Consider the following 16623-nt stretch of genomic DNA (forward strand, 5'->3'; position numbering starts at 1 on the left):
ATATCAATATGGTTTAGAGAGAATACAATATAACTTTATATTGTATTCTCTAAATCACAATTAAATCATCTTCTTCGAAGCTGAAATGTCATTAAACGTATAATTCTTCAAATACTTTTCTTAATGTTTCATTTTCTCTTAACTCTTCAAGGGTTATTTCAGCATGTCCTTTAGTGTATCCGTTTCCTACGATCATAGTAACGTCTTTACCTACACCTTCAGCTCCAAGAGCTGCTTTTGTAAAGCTTGTAGCCATTGAGAAGAAGTATACTATTCCGTCATCTTTTACTGGTAAAATTGATGACATTTCAGTATTTGGAACATTAACCATATTTATTGCTACATCTACTTCACATCCATTGTTGTGCTCTAGAGTAGTGTTCATTACATCAATAGCGTTTCTAGCATCTCCAATAACTATTTGCATTTTTAGACCTAATCTTTTTAATCTCGCTTTCTCTTCTTCATTTCTTACAATGCCTATAACGTTTCCTGTTGGTCCTACTCTTTTAACTGCTTCATAAGAGCAAATCATTCCTGATTTTCCTGCTGCGCCTAGTAAAAGAACTGATTGACCTGGTTTAACAAGTTTAGCAACTTGAGCTGGCGCTCCTGCAACGTCTAATGCTGCTAATGCTAGATTTTCATTCATGTCTTTTGGAAGTTTTGCATATAATCCACTTTCAAATAAAATAGCTTTTCCTTTTATTTCAACTCTATCGATATCTGGTTTGATATCAACAATTTTTTCTATTTTTAAAGGAGTTAATGATAGTGAAACTAATGTAGAGATTTTGTCTCCCACTTTAAGATCTGTTGTTCCTTTTAAAGCTTCGCCTATTTTTTCAACTGTTCCAATAAGCATTCCACCTGAACCTGTTACAGGATTTTGCATTTTTCCTTTTTCAGCTACAATTTCCATGATTTTAGATTTTATTTTTTCAATGTCATGTCCTGCTTCTTCCTCTATTTGAGTAAAGCTAGCTGAGTCTATGTTTAAAGCCTGAACATCAATTAAAATTTCATTATCAAATATATTCATATCATTTGATATTTTAGTTGCTGGTTGTGGCAATGCACCTTTTGGTTCAAGTGACCTGTGAGTTCCGTATTTACATCCTTTGTTCATAATAACTTCCTCCTATACATCCATTATTTTTAGATTTTCTGATATTATTAATTCAGCTTCAGTAAGTGATTTAACTTCTTCAACTGTTGTATCTTTATGAATTTCAGTAAGTACAAGTCCCTTTTCAGTAAATTCCATTACTCCAAGTTCTGTAACTATAAGGTTAACTTGTGCCTTTGCTGTTAATGGCAGCGTACATTTTTTTAATATTTTAGGAGTCCCTTTAGCTGTATGTTGCATTGCAATAATAACCTTTTTGGCTCCTACTACTAAATCCATTGCTCCACCCATACCAGGAACCATTTTGCCTGGCACAATCCAATTAGCTAAGTTTCCTTCCTGATCTACTTCCAATGCTCCAAGAACAGTCATATCAACGTGTCCTCCTCTTATTAAAGTGAAAGACATTGCGGTATCAAAGTATGCTCCGCCAGGAAGTATTGTAGTAAATTGACCACCTGCATTAGTTACATCCTTGTTTTCTTCTCCTTTTGCTGGAGAAGCTCCCATTCCAACCATTCCATTTTCTGATTGGAGAGTAACATGGACGCCTTCTGGAATATAATTCGTAACTAATGTTGGAAGCCCTATGCCCAAATTAACAAGTTGTCCATCTTTTAATTCTTTACCAATTCTTTTTGCAATAATTTGTTTTGCAATCTTGCTATCTGTAATCATATTAGTTAGCCTCCCCTATAATATAATCAACCAATACACATGGAGTCACAATATTATTTGGATCTAAATCTCCAATTTTAACAATTTTTTCAGCTTCTACTATTACAGTTTCTGCAGCAGTAGCTATAATTGGATTAAAGTTTTTTGTTGTTCCATAATAAACTGCATTTCCAATTTCATCTACGACGCTTGCATAAACAAGTGCTAAATCTGCTTTAATTGGAAGCTCTAATAGATATTCTTTTCCTTCTATTGTAAGTTTTTGTTTTCCTTCTTCTATCATAGTACCAACTCCTGTAGGGGTAAGCACTCCACCAAGCCCAGCTCCCGCTGCTCTTATTCTTTCAATTAGTGTTCCTTGTGGCACAAGTTCTACTTCCATTTTTCCTTCTGTCATAAGTCTTCCCGTTTCAGCATTTGTTCCTATATGAGAAGCCACAACTTTTTTAACTTGACCGTTTACTACAAGTCTTCCTATGCCCCTATCTACATAGCTTGTATCATTTGCTATTATAGTTAAGTTTTTTACATTTGTTTCTATTAATAGATCTATCATCTTTTCAGGTGTTCCACAGGCTAAAAATCCACCTATCATTATTGACATTCCATCTTTGAGTAATGGCCTAACTTGTTCTAAAGATACAACCTTATTCATTTATTTTACCTCCTCTTATTTATCTTGAAGATATAACAATTATCAGTTTTATATTTTGTTTAAACCCAATATCTCTCTTGCTTCTTGTGGAGTGGCAATTTCTCTGTTAAGTTCTTTCGCAAGTCTAACTACTTTTTCTACTAATTCTGCATTTGATTTAGCTGGTATACCTTTTTCAATATACACATTATCTTCAAATCCAACTCTTACATGACCACCCATTACAATAGTCACAGCTGCCATTTGAAATTCAAATCTACCAATACCTGATACAGTGTAAGTACTTCCCTCTGGCACGCTTCCTGCCATAAATACTAAATCTCTTGGCGAAGCAGTTATCCCACCATTTACACCCATAACAAAGTTAAAATGCATTGGTGTTTTTATAAAACCTTTCTTTTGAAGTCTTATTGCCATGTCTACCATGCCCTTATCAAAAACTTCAATTTCTGGTTTTACACCCATTTCAATCATCTTTTTACCAAATTCTTTAATAGTGTTTTCAGTATTTACGAATACATCATCTCCACCAAAATTACAAGTACCTGCATCTAAGGTTGCCATTTCTGGTCCTAAATCAACTGGTTGTAATCTTTCTGCATTACTCATTCCGACAGCTCCGCCTGTTGATGGTTGAACAATTGCATCCGGACATCTTTCTTTAATAGCTTCAATACAAGCTCTAAATCTTTCCCTGTCTTGAGTAGGTGTTCCATCATCTTTCCTTACGTGTAAATGAATGATGCTAGCTCCTGCTTTATAAGCTTTTTCCGCTTCTATTGCCACTTCCTCAACAGTATAGGGTACATTTGGATTATGTTCTTTTGTAACTTCCGCTCCAGATATAGCTGCAGTAATTATTAATTTTTCCATGTGCTACCTCCTTATAGTGCTTCGTGGTGCAAAAATAATTACTATCTACCATAATATTTATGATAAGTTATGTATATTATGATAATTTTGCACAAACTTATTTAGCAACTAAAATATTAACCACTAGGTGAAAAAGTTTACATTAATTCTCTTGCATATTATTTTCTTTGGTTTTCTTTTAGAACTACGCAAGTTCCGCTTGCCTTACAAACTATTATTGGTTCTTCTAATACATCACAAGCTGAATCATTTATATCTGGTCTTGGTACTATAACTTTTCTTGCTTCGAAAATCATTTTTCTTGATGAATTCCCTACCTTCACTATTTCTCCAACAGCTTCTATATAGTCACCTGCATAAACTGGTGCTAAAAATTCTACAGCATCGTATGCTTTGAATAATCCTTCATCACCATCGTTCATAATTAAAAGTTCTGTAGCTACATCCCCAAATAATTGAAGCATTCTTGCTCCATCTACTAAATTTCCACCGTAATGTGCATCATGTGCACTCATTCTTAACCTTATTAAAGACTTCATTTTATTTTCCTCCTCGTTTATTGTAGTTATTCATTTTGTAATTTTTAGGAATTTTGTAAAAAACAACAAATCTGTGTTGTGTATCTTTTAGAAAATGCCTTATGTTAATTTATTTTGAAATAAAAAAAGGCACTGATTTTTCAGCGCCTTAATTAACCAAAGTACTAGGTCTATTAATGCAATGAAAAAACATCTTTTCATTACATAAATAGCTCTCCATAAGAACTCTTATGGCAGTGATAGAAATACTACTTTCTATCCCCAAGAATAAATTGAAGAACCAAAATATTCTTTCGGCAAACAAATACTTCATTTTTGACATTGGATGTTCATATCCTTATCATTCAAAAATTACCTCTTTATCTGCACCTCTATTTATGTGAAACTATTAAATTTTATTTTTAACTCTTACTTAATTATAATACGTAAACGTTTCAAATGCAATGTTTTTTTAAAATTATACTTTTTTAGTAAAAAATACTTTTTCTTAGTTATTATTTCTTTTTGCTTTGTTTACTTCCACTATCTTGCTTACTATATACTCATATCCATTTTCAGAATGTGGAATCATGCAAATTGAGCAATCTTTAACACCACTTACGAATTTCCCATTTCCACCACACTCCTCTAGAAAATATAGTGGACAATAGCAAAATAGACAATTAAATTTTTCATCATTTTTAACTTGATGGCATGGGAAATATTCGCAATCTTTATTTTTAAAAAATTTATAGTTATTATTCATTTTTAACCCTCCTTTAATTTCTAGGTTAGTTCCGAATTCTAAAAAGTTACCACATTATATATATCTATATCTTCTAATATTGTTTGCTCTAAAATAGATTCTTCGGGGAATTGCTTGTTCAAAATTTGTTTAAATTTTTTAAGTTGCGCAGCAGAAAGTTCTGCTTGCTTTGGCAAATTATTTTTTTCCTTAATAATATTGCCTGCTTCTAATTTATATATAAATTTGTCCCCTATAATATTTATATTATTTTTATCATCAAATTTTAAATCTCCAGTTATGTCACTATTTATGCTTGTCTTCTTTAAATCACTTATTGATTTTCCATCATTATTAATTTTAGCTACATTAATATAAGCACTTACTTCACCATTCGAATTCTTTGAATCTGTTAGCCAACTTCTAAAGGCAAGCATTTTACCATCTTTAGATATCACTCCATCATATATTTCTTCTTTATCCTCTATACTTTCAAAAATTTTATTACCATTAATATATAAATTGGCCCTAGGTTTTGGAAATATATGAGGTGTAACGCTATAAAGGATGCTTTTTTTATTTATAATAATATCTCTTATGGTACCAACGCATGATATTAACTCCAATTTGTTTTTTATGTTATATATTGCATAACCTGAAGCTGACGGATTAATATGACCCGTAATCAAAATGTTTTCATTATCTATCCACTTGAGTTCAATAATTTGTTGAACGTCTTTATTATTTATATCAATCTCTGTTGATTTTTCAGTTTTAATATCATAAACAATTATATGTGGGGGATTTATTTCTTTTTCTTCATTAAAAGATCTAAATACTATTTTTGTTTTATCTGGAGAAAGTTGTAATAGATCTTTTGAATTTGAATTATCCCCTAAAGATTTAATCTGTTCATTTATCTCATCATAAAGATAAACATTATTATTCTTCTCGAATGCTATCTTTGTTAGCTTTGCATTTTGATCCTTACTTTTAATTTCAGCATCTTTACTAGATATAGTCTCTATATTTTTACTCGAATTTCTATTGATTTTATTTAAATAAGCCCTCAGTGTCAATATGCTTAGCGATAAACACATCGCTACAATGAGTAACTTTAATTTTTTTTTCGTTATTTTTTTATGGCCAGTCATAATTTTGCTCCTCATTTAAATTCATAATAATTATTATTTTAAATCATTGAAACTTAGATTATTATACTCCACTTATATTAGTGTATCAACTGGATTCTTTTGTGTTTTACACTGTTATTTATATGTTTACAATTTAAAAATATACAATGTTTATTTTATCTTTTAATTATGAATTTTTTGTAAATATTAACATTGGTTTATCCGTTCAAAAGTAATAAAGGGCATTAGTTTAAATTTAAACTAACGCCCTTTATTACTTTTGAAATTATTTTCGCATTTGTTATAGATACTTTCCATAAATTCTACATTCCGATTTAAATCGGTATCTACCTTCATTTTTAGATTTATTATTTTTTCATTTGATCATTACTGCTAAATATGTTCTTTACCCATGTTAAAAAGCCCTTCTTTTCTTCTTTTATCTCTACAACTTTTTTATCTTCTTTAGTTGCCACAGTCTTTACTTTTATCCCATCAGTTTTCATAACAAATTTAACTTTACCATCCATCTTATCACCTACACCTGAAAATGTACCATAATTATTAGATATTTTTACAAGTTCATCTTTCACATCAATAATATCTCGCACATCTCCCATTTTGCTGTCAATTTCGCCACTTATCTTTTGAATACCCTCTTTATCAAATTTTTTCATATTTTTATCTAATTCTTTATTTCCATTTGCTAATTTATTGGCACCTTCTTTTAATTTTCCTGACCCTACAGAAAGTTCACCCACCGCTGAATTTAGTTTACTTGATCCTTGTGTTAATGGTTTTATCCCATCATTATTTAATTTTGTTAAACCATCTGCCACGCTTTGAGATCCTACCACTAATTTATTAGTGTTTTCTCCCATAACTTTTGTTCCTGCGCTTAAGTCTTCAGCTGCATTATTTAACTTATTTGCTCCACCTATGAGTCCCCGACTACCAGTTTTAAGCTTTCCTGCAGCTGTTCCTAATTGTTCTGTGCCTTGCGCAAGTCCTCCTGCTCCATTAGCTAATTCACCAGTTTTATCTGATATTTGTTTTGTGGCCTTAGCTAATTCTTTTGACCCTGACACTGCATTTTTTTGTCCTTCTTGAAGCTGGCCCATACCTGTATCTACCTGCTGTGAACCAGTTTTGATTTTTTCTATGCCTTCTTCAAGTTCATTTAATCCTTGTAACAATTCATTGCCGCCATCCTTTAAAGCTACAAGGCCCCCTTTTTCATTTTCTAATCCACCATTTAAATTTCCTGCTATTTCACCTGTACCAGGAATTTCCCCAAGGAACCCAATAAGTCCCTGTAATTTTTCAATTCCTGATATTAAAGAATCAGTAGCTTTTATCTCTGACTCTTTACCTTTTTTTAGTTTATCTATACCTTCTAAGCTTTGCTCTGCACCATCTGTTACTTTTTTTTGACCTTGCTGTAGATCCCCTGTAGAATTCACCATTGTATCTAGTCCCTCACTTAGTGATTCCATTTTAGCCGACACTGTATTAGTCCCTTCAGCTAACTTATTAGCTCCATCTGATAGCCCTTTAGAACCTGCAACTAATTTATCTGTTCCATATGCTACCTTACCTGCTCCATCTGCAAATGCTTTTGAATTTGCAGCAAATTCTACTGTACCTGATCCAAACTGCTGTGCTCCACTACCGAGTTTTCTAGTTCCTGCCTCAAATGCTTTTAATCCACCTGCCACCTTCTGAGCACCACTTTGTGCTGCACTTGTACCGTCGCCAATCTTTATCATACCAGTATTAAATCCTGAAACCCCAACGCCTAGCTTAGTTACTCCACCATTAAATAATGTCATATTATCAGCTAAAGCCTTTTGACCAAGGTCTAATTTGCCTGTTCCCTCAGCTAGCTTGGTACTAGCATCTTGTATGTTATTAATGCCTTTAGTTAAATCCCCTAAAGATGAGGCACTTTTAAACTCTTCCATATCAGGAAGTTCTGGCGTCCCTGTTATCATTATAGGACCCATTTCAAAGTTTTCTACCTGTGCAGTAATTTCTAAATTCTCTTTTAAGTCTAAAGTAGTCTTTTCTAAATCCAAGCTTTCCTTCATACCTGGAAGAGAAATGAAAGTGACTATTTGATTATTCCCATCATTAATCATTTTCCCACCGCTAATCTTAACATTTCTAAAATTATCTATTGGCAAATCTAGTACAGTTACAGTGCTAAATGGAGTATATATTTTTCTGTTTTTCCCTTTAATATTAACCATACGGCTTTCATTATTCTTATAATCAATTTTTATTTTCACTTCTCCACTTTTACCTGCCAAATCCTCTGGTTTAATTTCTTTTCCATCAAGCAAGTATTTAACATTTACATCAATAGGAAGTTTTTTATCAGTAGTACCTCTATAATAGACATCATTACCACTTATCTTCCAATTTAAACTCTCACCAATACCATTTGGTTTTTCTTCACCCTTTACATTTTTTATATCCTTTAATATAGATTTATCATGAATTTCAATATTTTTCTCGTTAGAGTGAAGCCAATCACTTACTATTTTTTCTTTAACCTCCCCTTGCTGATTTAACGTAACATAAACAGTCTCATCCTTTTGAATTAACTCAGTAGCATAAGTCATATTTGGAATAACTAATGCACCTATTAACACGATACTTAATAATCTTTTTGACATACATTTATTTTTCACGTTAATACATCTCCCCTATAGTTTTGCTTTCAAAAGTTCTTCTTAATTTTCTGATTGTGATTCTGATTTTAGTTCACTACTTGCTTGTGTTTTAGATTTAAAATTTCTACTCGTAATTATTATTAATTTTTCACTTACTAATAGTATAGATGGAAGAACAAAAAGGATAATTCCCATACTTATTACTGCTCCCCTTGCCATCATTGTGCATAGTGAACTTATCATTCCCATGTCAGAAATGATCGCTACCCCTGCAGTAGCTGCGAAAAAGGTTAATGCACTGGTTACAATAGATTTAGCAGAGCCCTTAACTGCGATTTCCATAGCCTTGTTTTTCTCGTATCCATTTCTCATTTCTTCTCTAAATCTTGTTGTCAGTAATATTGCATAGTCAACTGTAGCCCCCAACTGTATAGTTCCAATAACTATAGATGCTACAAATGGAATCACATTTCCCATATAACATGAAATTGCCATATTTATGAATATTGCGAGCTGTATAGCTAAGACCAGAATTACTGGCAAAGATACAGATGCAAACACTATAAGTATTATAGCGAATATTGCGCCAATAGATGCTATGCTAACATGTTTAAAGTCAACATCCGCTATTTCTGTCAAATCTTTAGTAAGAGGTCCTTCTCCTGAAACCATTGATTTCGGGTCATATTGTTTTGTAACTTTAATTACTTCATCTATCTGATCATTTTCTTCTTTTGTAGCTGCCTTATATTTAGAATTTGCCATTATTAGTTTATATCCGCCCTTTTGAACAATGGCTTTAATATCTTCTGGGATAAAGCTTTCTGGAATAAGTGGTCCTAAGTACTTATCTGAAGCAAGTACCTTGTCAATTCCATCTACCTTTTCTATTTTCTTTACCATTTCCTTAACTTTATCAGTTTCAAGCTTATCATTTATTACAATAAAGTGTGTCGAAGTCATATTGTAATCTTTCTTTAGTTTATTTGTTGCCACAATAGAATCCAAATTCTTTGGTAGCGATTCATCTAAGTTATAATAAACCTTAGTGTGGTTATTTCCGTAAATAGCTGGTATAAATGCAAGTAAAAATACTATAGTTATTACTTTATAGTGTTTGGTAGCCAGTTTTGATGTTTTATCAAATTCAGGTAATATGGTTTTGTGACTAAATCTATGAATAGGTTTATCAAACACTAAAATTAATGCAGGCAATACTGTTACCGTAGTTATAACCCCAAGCAAAACGCCCTTTGCCATTACTAGCCCGATATCCTTACCTAATGCAAGTTGCATGGTACATAATGCTAAGAAACCTGCTATAGTTGTGAGTGAGCTTCCGGATATAGCGACCATGGTATTTGCTATAGCATCACCCATTGCCCCTATACGATCATTTGGCATAAGTTCTCTTTCCTCATCGTATCTATGAAGTAAAAATATTGAATAATCCATAGTTACACCAAGTTGAAGTACTGCTGCTAATGCCTTTGTTACATAAGAAATTTGCCCTAAGAATATATTTGTTCCCATATTATATAATATGGCATACCCTATCCCTAACAAGAAAATAAATGGAATTATAACTGATTGCATTGTTAAAGATAAAACTACGACTGATAGTATTACTGCAATCATTACATAAAATGGTGTTTCTTTATCCGATAAATCTTTAGTATCCTTTACAATTGCCGATATACCACTTAAATAACATTGTTTATTTGTTACCTTCCTTATATTGGTTATACCATTTTGTGTGGCTTCTGAAGATGCTGATTCTTTAAATTTAATTATTAACATAGTAGAATTGCCACTATAAAAAGAGCTTTTAATTTCATCTGGCAAAATCTCCTTAGGTATAGTAGTATCTAAAATATCATCTACCCAAATAATTTTTTCTACACCTTTAACCTTTGAAACCTTTTCTTTTATTTTTAAAACATCCTTGCCTTCCATATTATCAACAATAAGCATTGAAGTGGCTGCGTTTGAGAATGTTTTGTCTAAAATATTTTGTCCCTTCATGGAATCAAGTTCTTGTGGTAGATAGGTAAGAAGATCATAATTTATTTTTGTATTTACCATTCCAATTACGGATGGAACCAGTAGCAATGTAGAAATAATTAAAATTATTATCCTATTTTTAGCTATAAAATGTCCGAACTTTTTCAATTAGGTCATCCCTCCCTTAGAAAATTAATTTTGCAATATTTTCTTAATAGTTTTAAATAACACAGGTTTCATATTATCTATAGTATCTGGTTCCTCTAAAATAATTGAGCTATAGCAAACCGAACCTGTTAGTTCAATAATCATAAATAATATCTTTTCAGCTTCCGATATACACATCGTTTCGCTCACTATATTATCCATAAATACTTTTGCGATTTCCTTCATTTCGTTGTACTCCAAAGGTTCTGCTATCACCTTTCTATAAATACCCCAAGAAAGATTTTTATATATAAGCCTTAGAAGCTTTTTATCTTCCCTTAAATATTCAATTATATAATCTACAAAGAATATTACTTTATCATTAAATTCTTCAAACTCCTTATTCATAGATACCTCAATAGCTTCTTTTAAAACTTTTGAACTCTTTCTTAAGACTATCAAATCAATAATGTGATATTTGTCTTTAAAATAAAGGTAAAAAGTTCCTTTGGCAACTCCTGCTCCTTTTACAATATCGTTTATAGCAGTATCATTAATCCCTTTAGTTGTAAAAAGTTCATAAGCTGAGTCGTATAAGCTCTTTTTCTTCTTTAATTTGTTCATTTCCGATTTACTTTGTTTTTCTTTAATAATTTCAACTTTTTTCATAATGCATTTACCACCTAGGTTTTAATTTTAATTTATGACCATCGGTCATTTGTTCACCATACTTATTTATTATATACTTTTATTACCATTAGTCAATAATATTACTGTAAAAATATTGTAAATATCCATAATATTGTTATTTATTAATTGATAACTTAAATACTTACTAACCGTCCCGCAAAAAACAAAAATATTCACTATAAACCTTATAGTGACCTGAAATATGTTATAAATATTCTTTAATTTTTATATTTATGATATACTTACATCATCGTATTATTTTTAAAATAATTATTAATTAAGGAAGTGAATTGAGCTTGTTCAAAGATAAAAAAATCCCTTATTTAAATTTAATCCCTATAATCTTATTATCGCTTATTTTATTTCGAATAGTATACCACATAGAATTAGTTACCAATGCCCTTAGTATTTTTATATCATACATAAGTTCATTTATATGGGCATTCGGTATAGCCTACTTATTAAACCCCGTAATGGTCAATATTGAAAAAAAGTTCCATACAAAGCGTAATCTAACTCTACTTATTATGTATATATGTGTTTTAGGCATAATAGTTTTTAGTATCACTATACTAACGCCTAGTATAGGTGAAAGTATTCGCGAACTAACAGTTTCAACTCCCGAATATATATCTAAAACTCGAATTTGGTTTTATGAAAATATGGATAAGGTTCAATTGCTTGATAAATATGGTGTAACTAAATATTTAGACGAAACTACCTTAACACTTATGTCTAACTTAAGTAAATATCTAAATACCGGTATCAGTGTTGCCTTGCTAACAGCCGTAGGTTTTACCTCTTCTTTTATGAAATTTCTGCTTGGATTTGTTGTATCTTTGTATCTTTTAAAGGATAAAGAATCCTTAATATTAAATATAAAGAGACTGATTTATGCTATCTTAAAAAAAGAAAATGCAGATGGTTTTATAAAATTTAGCAAAGAAGCCAATTATATCTTTTCAGGTTTTGTTATCGGAAAATTTATTGACTCTGTTATCATTGGTATTATATGCTTTGTAGGACTTAGTATTTTTAGAATACCTAATACTATACTTATAAGCTTAATAGTTGGAATTACAAATATGATTCCTTATTTCGGACCATTAATTGGAATGGTTCCTGCTTTTTTCATTACCCTATTCTTTAGCCCTATAAAGGCTTTTTGGGTGCTTATATTCATTATTATTCTTCAGCAATTTGATGGATTATATTTAGGGCCAAAGATCCTTGGGAAATCTGTTGGTTTAAGCCCTTTACTTATTATCCTTGCAATACTCATAGGTGGCGGAACCTTTGGGGTTCTTGGAATGTTCCTTGCAGTACCCACAATGGCGATTATTTTACTGATAGTTGAAAGATTCATTAACAGGAAGCTTGCGGAAAAGGATATTGAATTATAAGAATATTTTCAAAAAGGAATGCAGATATATTGTAATATATCCGCATTCCTTTTTTATATAAAATTCACTATGTTTGTTCTTTAGTAACTCTATATTTATATTATCCTATCTTTCTCCAAGTTTTAAGTTCGGTATCGCATTTAGCGTTAGCGGTGAAATTCTTCCTTTAATTAATTCAAAGTAAGCTGCACTTCCAATCATAGCTGCGTTATCAGTGCAAAGTATCATTTCTGGAAACAAAACTTTTATGTTCTTCTTTTGCCCTTCTTTTATCATTGTCTCTCTAAGGCAAGAATTTGATGCCACACCACCCGCTATTGTTATTTTATCTACGCCTTTAATTTCACATGCCTCTAGAGCATTATGAACCAAAACATCAACCACTGCCTTTTGAAAAGATGCGGCCACATCTGGTACATTAATTGTTTCATTTTTCATATTCATTTTATTCAGATAATTTAGCACCGAAGATTTAACCCCACTAAAAGAAAAGTCTAAAGTATCTTCATGAAATTTAGCTTTTGGAAATTTTATAGCACCTGCATTGCCTTCTTTTGCTATTTTATCTATTTTAGGACCACCAGGGTATCCTAGCCCAATTGCCCGAGCCACCTTATCAAAGGCTTCTCCTGCTGCATCATCTCTAGTTTGAGCCATAACCTCAAATTCACCGTGGTCCTTCATATATACAATAAATGTATGTCCACCCGAAACTACCAAACACATAAATGGTGGTTCAAGTTCTTTATATTGAATAAAATTGGCACTTATATGACCTTCTATATGATTAACTCCAATTAAAGGTTTATTCGTTGCATATGCGAGCCCCTTAGCATATTGAACTCCTACCAGTAGTGCCCCTACTAGCCCTGGGCCATAAGTTACTCCTATTGCATCTATATCGTCTAATGTAACTTTAGCCTCGTCCAACGCCTCTTGAACTACAGCACTTATTGCTTCTATATGCTTTCTAGATGCCACCTCAGGAACAACACCCCCAAACTTTTCATGTATATCAATTTGTGATGCAATTATATTTGATAGAATCTCACGACCATTCACGACTACTGCCGCCGCTGTCTCATCACAACTCGATTCAATTGCAAGTATTTTAATATCCTTTTCCATTGTTTTTACCACCTTTAATATAGTTTATATAATTTTTTCTCTATATTCATAAAAACATCCTAAGAACTTTATGTTCAATGAATGTTTACATCTGTTAATAACATAAATTAATTATACTTTATTAACTTTAGCATATCAAATTTTTATATGCATTTCCAAGTGAGTACACTTACTTACTTAAGTGTACTCACTTACTTACTTAAGTGTACTCACTTACTTACTTAAGTGTACATAAATAGATTTAAACTAAGTATCTACCTTTCTATGATATAATTGCATATATGATTATATTATAGAAAGTTCAATTAAGTCATCAAAAAATAACAAATCAAATATTCAAACTTTTTTGAATATGGCTATTAGTTATTATCTATTTAAGATAGATCCTAGGAGGGACATATGAGTAACACCTACGCAAAGGTCATAATAAAAGGCTCACCTATTTCAAAATCTAATTTTAAACTTTTCAACATGAATGGCAGAGCTATTTTACCTTATAATTCCGGGAAGTACCATGATAGATACGCTCTGTATGAGGAAGAGATTGCTTATCAATGCAGAATCCAAAACTGTAATATTTTTTTAACAGAATCCCTTATTGCTGTTCTAAAAGTATATTATAAAAGTATAAAAAGGCATCCCGATACAAACAACATAACTAAAAGCATTTTCGATGGTATAGAGAAAAGTGGTCTTATAGTAAATGATGCCCAAGTTACAAGACTTATTATTGAGGAGTTTTATGATAAAGAAAATCCTAGATTTGAATTAGAACTTTTTGCTGAAAGTACATATGCTATGAATTACGCAATAGTTGAAAAAAAAGAAAAACAGCAACCTATAAATTACGATCCACCCTCAAATAAAAAAAACACCATAGGTGCTAAAGTAAATAAGCCAAAATCTGTGGCTCTTAACAGCTCTACGTCAAAACTAATATGTGAAATATGTAGAAAGCCGGTGTCAAAGGATGAATGCATTTCAGCCAATAAGGGTAAAACTACTATATGCAAAAACTGCTTCAAAAAATTATTTTAGTAAAAGCTCAAACCATTCTAACTTGTAAAATGGTTTGAGCTTTTACTATTTACACATACATATTACAAAAAAATCTGGCTATGCTATTAATATACCTACTACAAAAATATGAAGGGAGATATAACTCATGAACAGAAATAAAAAGACTAAAAACAAAAAAGTTAATGACGCAATAGCTAATATGGAAAACAGCACAAGTTTTCAATCTATAAATGATATTAATAGCAGTAAGAGTAAAGATAAAAATAATATTCCCGAAGTGTCAAATTAATAACTTAATCATCTCAAAATAAACATTTAAAGAATAAATAAAAAGTTGCATTAATGCAACTTTTTATTCATTCTTTAAATGTTTTAAATTTAGCTTATTAAAATACTGAAAATACTGAAAAAGCTATAGCCGTACATATTTTATGTTACAATAATACTCATATTCTATCTTATACGAATTTTTACAACATTTAGAATTTAATATTATATTTATACTGTTGTATAAACCATCGTTTAAATAAAAACCAATTACAAAATAGGGGGATTAATATGACCGCAAATGTTAACATCGATTGGAATAAATTAGGTTTTACTTATAGCAAGACAGACTTACGTTATATTTCAATATGGAATAATGGCAAATGGGATGACGGAAAACTAGTTGAAGATAACAAACTTTGTATAAGTGAAGCTTCAACCGCTCTTCATTATGGCCAACAATGTTTTGAAGGATTAAAAGCTTATCGTACAAAAAAAGGCAATATCCAATTGTTTAGACCTTACGAAAACGCCAAGCGTTTGATGAACAGTTGTTCACGCGTTCTCATGCCCGAGATCCCCGTTGAAAAATTTGTTGATGCATGTATCCAAGTTGTTAAAGCAAACGAAAAATTTGTTCCACCATATGGAACCGGAGCAACACTTTATCTTAGACCTTATATGATAGGTATTGGGGATAACCTTGGCGTAAGTACAGCTCCTGAATTTTTATTTGGAATATTCTGTTGCCCTGTAGGCGCTTACTTCAAAGGAGGACTAGCCCCAGTAAACTTTATGACATCTGATGACTATGATAGAGCCGCCCCTTATGGAACAGGCAATGTAAAAGTTGGAGGAAACTATGCTGCAAGCCTTCTTGCCTATGAAAAAGCTAAAGAAAAAGGATTTGCTGACTGTGTCTACCTTGATCCAGCAACTCATACCACCATCGAAGAAGTTGGTTCTGCAAACTTCTTTGGAATTACAAATGATAATATATTTGTAACCCCAAAATCACCATCAATACTTCCTAGCATAACTAAGCGCTCATTACTTTATCTTGCAAAAGAATATTTAAAAATGGAAGTACAAGAAAGAGATGTCGCAATAAGTACTCTTAGTGAATTTAAAGAAGCAGGTGCTTGTGGAACTGCTGCTGTAATAACGCCTATTGGTGGTATAGAATATAACGGTAAACTTCATGTTTTCCACAGCGAGACAGAAGTGGGCCCAGTTACTACAAAGCTTTATGATACTCTTTACGGAATCCAATTTGGAGAAATAAAATCTCCTGAAGGCTGGATTGTGGAAGTAAAATAATCATTTTATAACAAAAAACAACTTCAAAAGGGCCTGTAAGTAATTTTGTGTAAACAGAATAAAAAGTGCTCTTTCTTGCCAATAATTGAGATAAGCTAATTATCAAAAATTGCAAGGAGGAGTATTTTTATGTCAAATATTTCGAAAGATATTTTAAAGAGGTCATATTTATTCATAATCCTATAGATACGTTTTAAACTATATAAAATGTTATTACAAACCCTTTTGTATCTTA

General features: G+C 31.6%; 15 protein-coding genes and 1 riboswitch. Of the genes, 4 read left to right on the forward strand and 11 right to left on the reverse strand.

Annotation, left to right across the window (positions count from 1 at the left end):
* Positions 1-91: 91 nt before the first annotated feature.
* The 10 genes from KTC94_RS09355 to KTC94_RS09400 all read right to left on the reverse strand — a co-directional run bounded on the left by KTC94_RS09355 (position 92) and on the right by KTC94_RS09400 (position 11229).
* Entirely contained in the window at positions 92-1129 is a 1038-nt protein-coding gene (locus tag KTC94_RS09355) for an L-erythro-3,5-diaminohexanoate dehydrogenase (protein ID WP_216302310.1), read from the reverse strand.
* 12 nt (positions 1130-1141) lie between these two features.
* Positions 1142-1807: a 3-oxoacid CoA-transferase subunit B gene (locus KTC94_RS09360; protein ID WP_165412589.1), complete on the reverse strand. Its 666-nt coding sequence runs from the start codon at positions 1805-1807 to the stop codon at positions 1142-1144.
* A 1-nt stretch (position 1808) separates the two neighbouring features.
* Entirely contained in the window at positions 1809-2462 is a 654-nt protein-coding gene (gene atoD / locus KTC94_RS09365) for an acetate CoA-transferase subunit alpha (RefSeq protein ID WP_220287272.1), read from the reverse strand.
* 48 nt (positions 2463-2510) lie between these two features.
* Positions 2511-3335 carry a 3-keto-5-aminohexanoate cleavage protein gene (locus tag KTC94_RS09370; RefSeq protein ID WP_216302312.1) on the reverse strand — a complete coding sequence of 275 codons (825 nt, stop codon included), beginning with the start codon at positions 3333-3335 and terminating at the stop codon, positions 2511-2513.
* Positions 3336-3493: 158 nt separating this feature from the next.
* Positions 3494-3874: a hotdog fold domain-containing protein gene (locus KTC94_RS09375; RefSeq protein ID WP_216302313.1), complete on the reverse strand. Its 381-nt coding sequence runs from the start codon at positions 3872-3874 to the stop codon at positions 3494-3496.
* Between the two features lie 201 nt (positions 3875-4075).
* Positions 4076-4256: riboswitch (Lysine riboswitch) on the reverse strand.
* A 105-nt stretch (positions 4257-4361) separates the two neighbouring features.
* On the reverse strand, positions 4362-4619 hold the full coding sequence (locus KTC94_RS09380) for a cysteine-rich small domain-containing protein (RefSeq protein WP_220320375.1): 258 nt from the start codon (positions 4617-4619) through the stop codon (positions 4362-4364).
* Between the two features lie 38 nt (positions 4620-4657).
* Positions 4658-5752: a hypothetical protein gene (locus KTC94_RS09385; RefSeq protein WP_216302315.1), complete on the reverse strand. Its 1095-nt coding sequence runs from the start codon at positions 5750-5752 to the stop codon at positions 4658-4660.
* Between the two features lie 347 nt (positions 5753-6099).
* On the reverse strand, positions 6100-8427 hold the full coding sequence (locus KTC94_RS09390; RefSeq protein WP_216302316.1) for a hypothetical protein: 2328 nt from the start codon (positions 8425-8427) through the stop codon (positions 6100-6102).
* A gap of 42 nt (positions 8428-8469) precedes the next feature.
* Positions 8470-10581: an RND family transporter gene (locus KTC94_RS09395; RefSeq protein ID WP_220320376.1), complete on the reverse strand. Its 2112-nt coding sequence runs from the start codon at positions 10579-10581 to the stop codon at positions 8470-8472.
* 24 nt (positions 10582-10605) lie between these two features.
* Positions 10606-11229 carry a TetR/AcrR family transcriptional regulator gene (locus tag KTC94_RS09400; protein WP_220320377.1) on the reverse strand — a complete coding sequence of 208 codons (624 nt, stop codon included), beginning with the start codon at positions 11227-11229 and terminating at the stop codon, positions 10606-10608.
* A gap of 311 nt (positions 11230-11540) precedes the next feature.
* Between KTC94_RS09400 and KTC94_RS09405 the strand changes: the two genes are divergently transcribed.
* Positions 11541-12653 carry an AI-2E family transporter gene (locus tag KTC94_RS09405; RefSeq protein WP_258876450.1) on the forward strand — a complete coding sequence of 371 codons (1113 nt, stop codon included), beginning with the start codon at positions 11541-11543 and terminating at the stop codon, positions 12651-12653.
* Between the two features lie 105 nt (positions 12654-12758).
* On the opposite strand, the gene tsaD is transcribed toward KTC94_RS09405, so the two are convergent.
* The gene (gene tsaD, locus KTC94_RS09410) at positions 12759-13781 is read right to left on the reverse strand and encodes a tRNA (adenosine(37)-N6)-threonylcarbamoyltransferase complex transferase subunit TsaD (protein ID WP_216302320.1); all 1023 of its coding nucleotides are present in this window, start codon (positions 13779-13781) and stop codon (positions 12759-12761) included.
* Between the two features lie 399 nt (positions 13782-14180).
* On the opposite strand from tsaD, the gene KTC94_RS09415 reads away from it, so the two are divergent.
* The 3 genes from KTC94_RS09415 to KTC94_RS09425 all read left to right on the forward strand — a co-directional run bounded on the left by KTC94_RS09415 (position 14181) and on the right by KTC94_RS09425 (position 16388).
* Positions 14181-14819: a RusA family crossover junction endodeoxyribonuclease gene (locus KTC94_RS09415; protein ID WP_216302321.1), complete on the forward strand. Its 639-nt coding sequence runs from the start codon at positions 14181-14183 to the stop codon at positions 14817-14819.
* Between the two features lie 127 nt (positions 14820-14946).
* Complete coding sequence (locus KTC94_RS09420) at positions 14947-15090, forward strand: hypothetical protein (protein WP_216302322.1); 144 nt, start codon at positions 14947-14949, stop codon at positions 15088-15090.
* 269 nt (positions 15091-15359) lie between these two features.
* Complete coding sequence (locus KTC94_RS09425) at positions 15360-16388, forward strand: branched-chain amino acid aminotransferase (protein WP_216302323.1); 1029 nt, start codon at positions 15360-15362, stop codon at positions 16386-16388.
* Positions 16389-16623 lie beyond the last annotated feature (235 nt).

This window comes from Clostridium sp. CM028 (assembly GCF_030585565.1).
Lineage (GTDB): Bacteria > Bacillota > Clostridia > Clostridiales > Clostridiaceae > Clostridium_AD > Clostridium_AD estertheticum_B.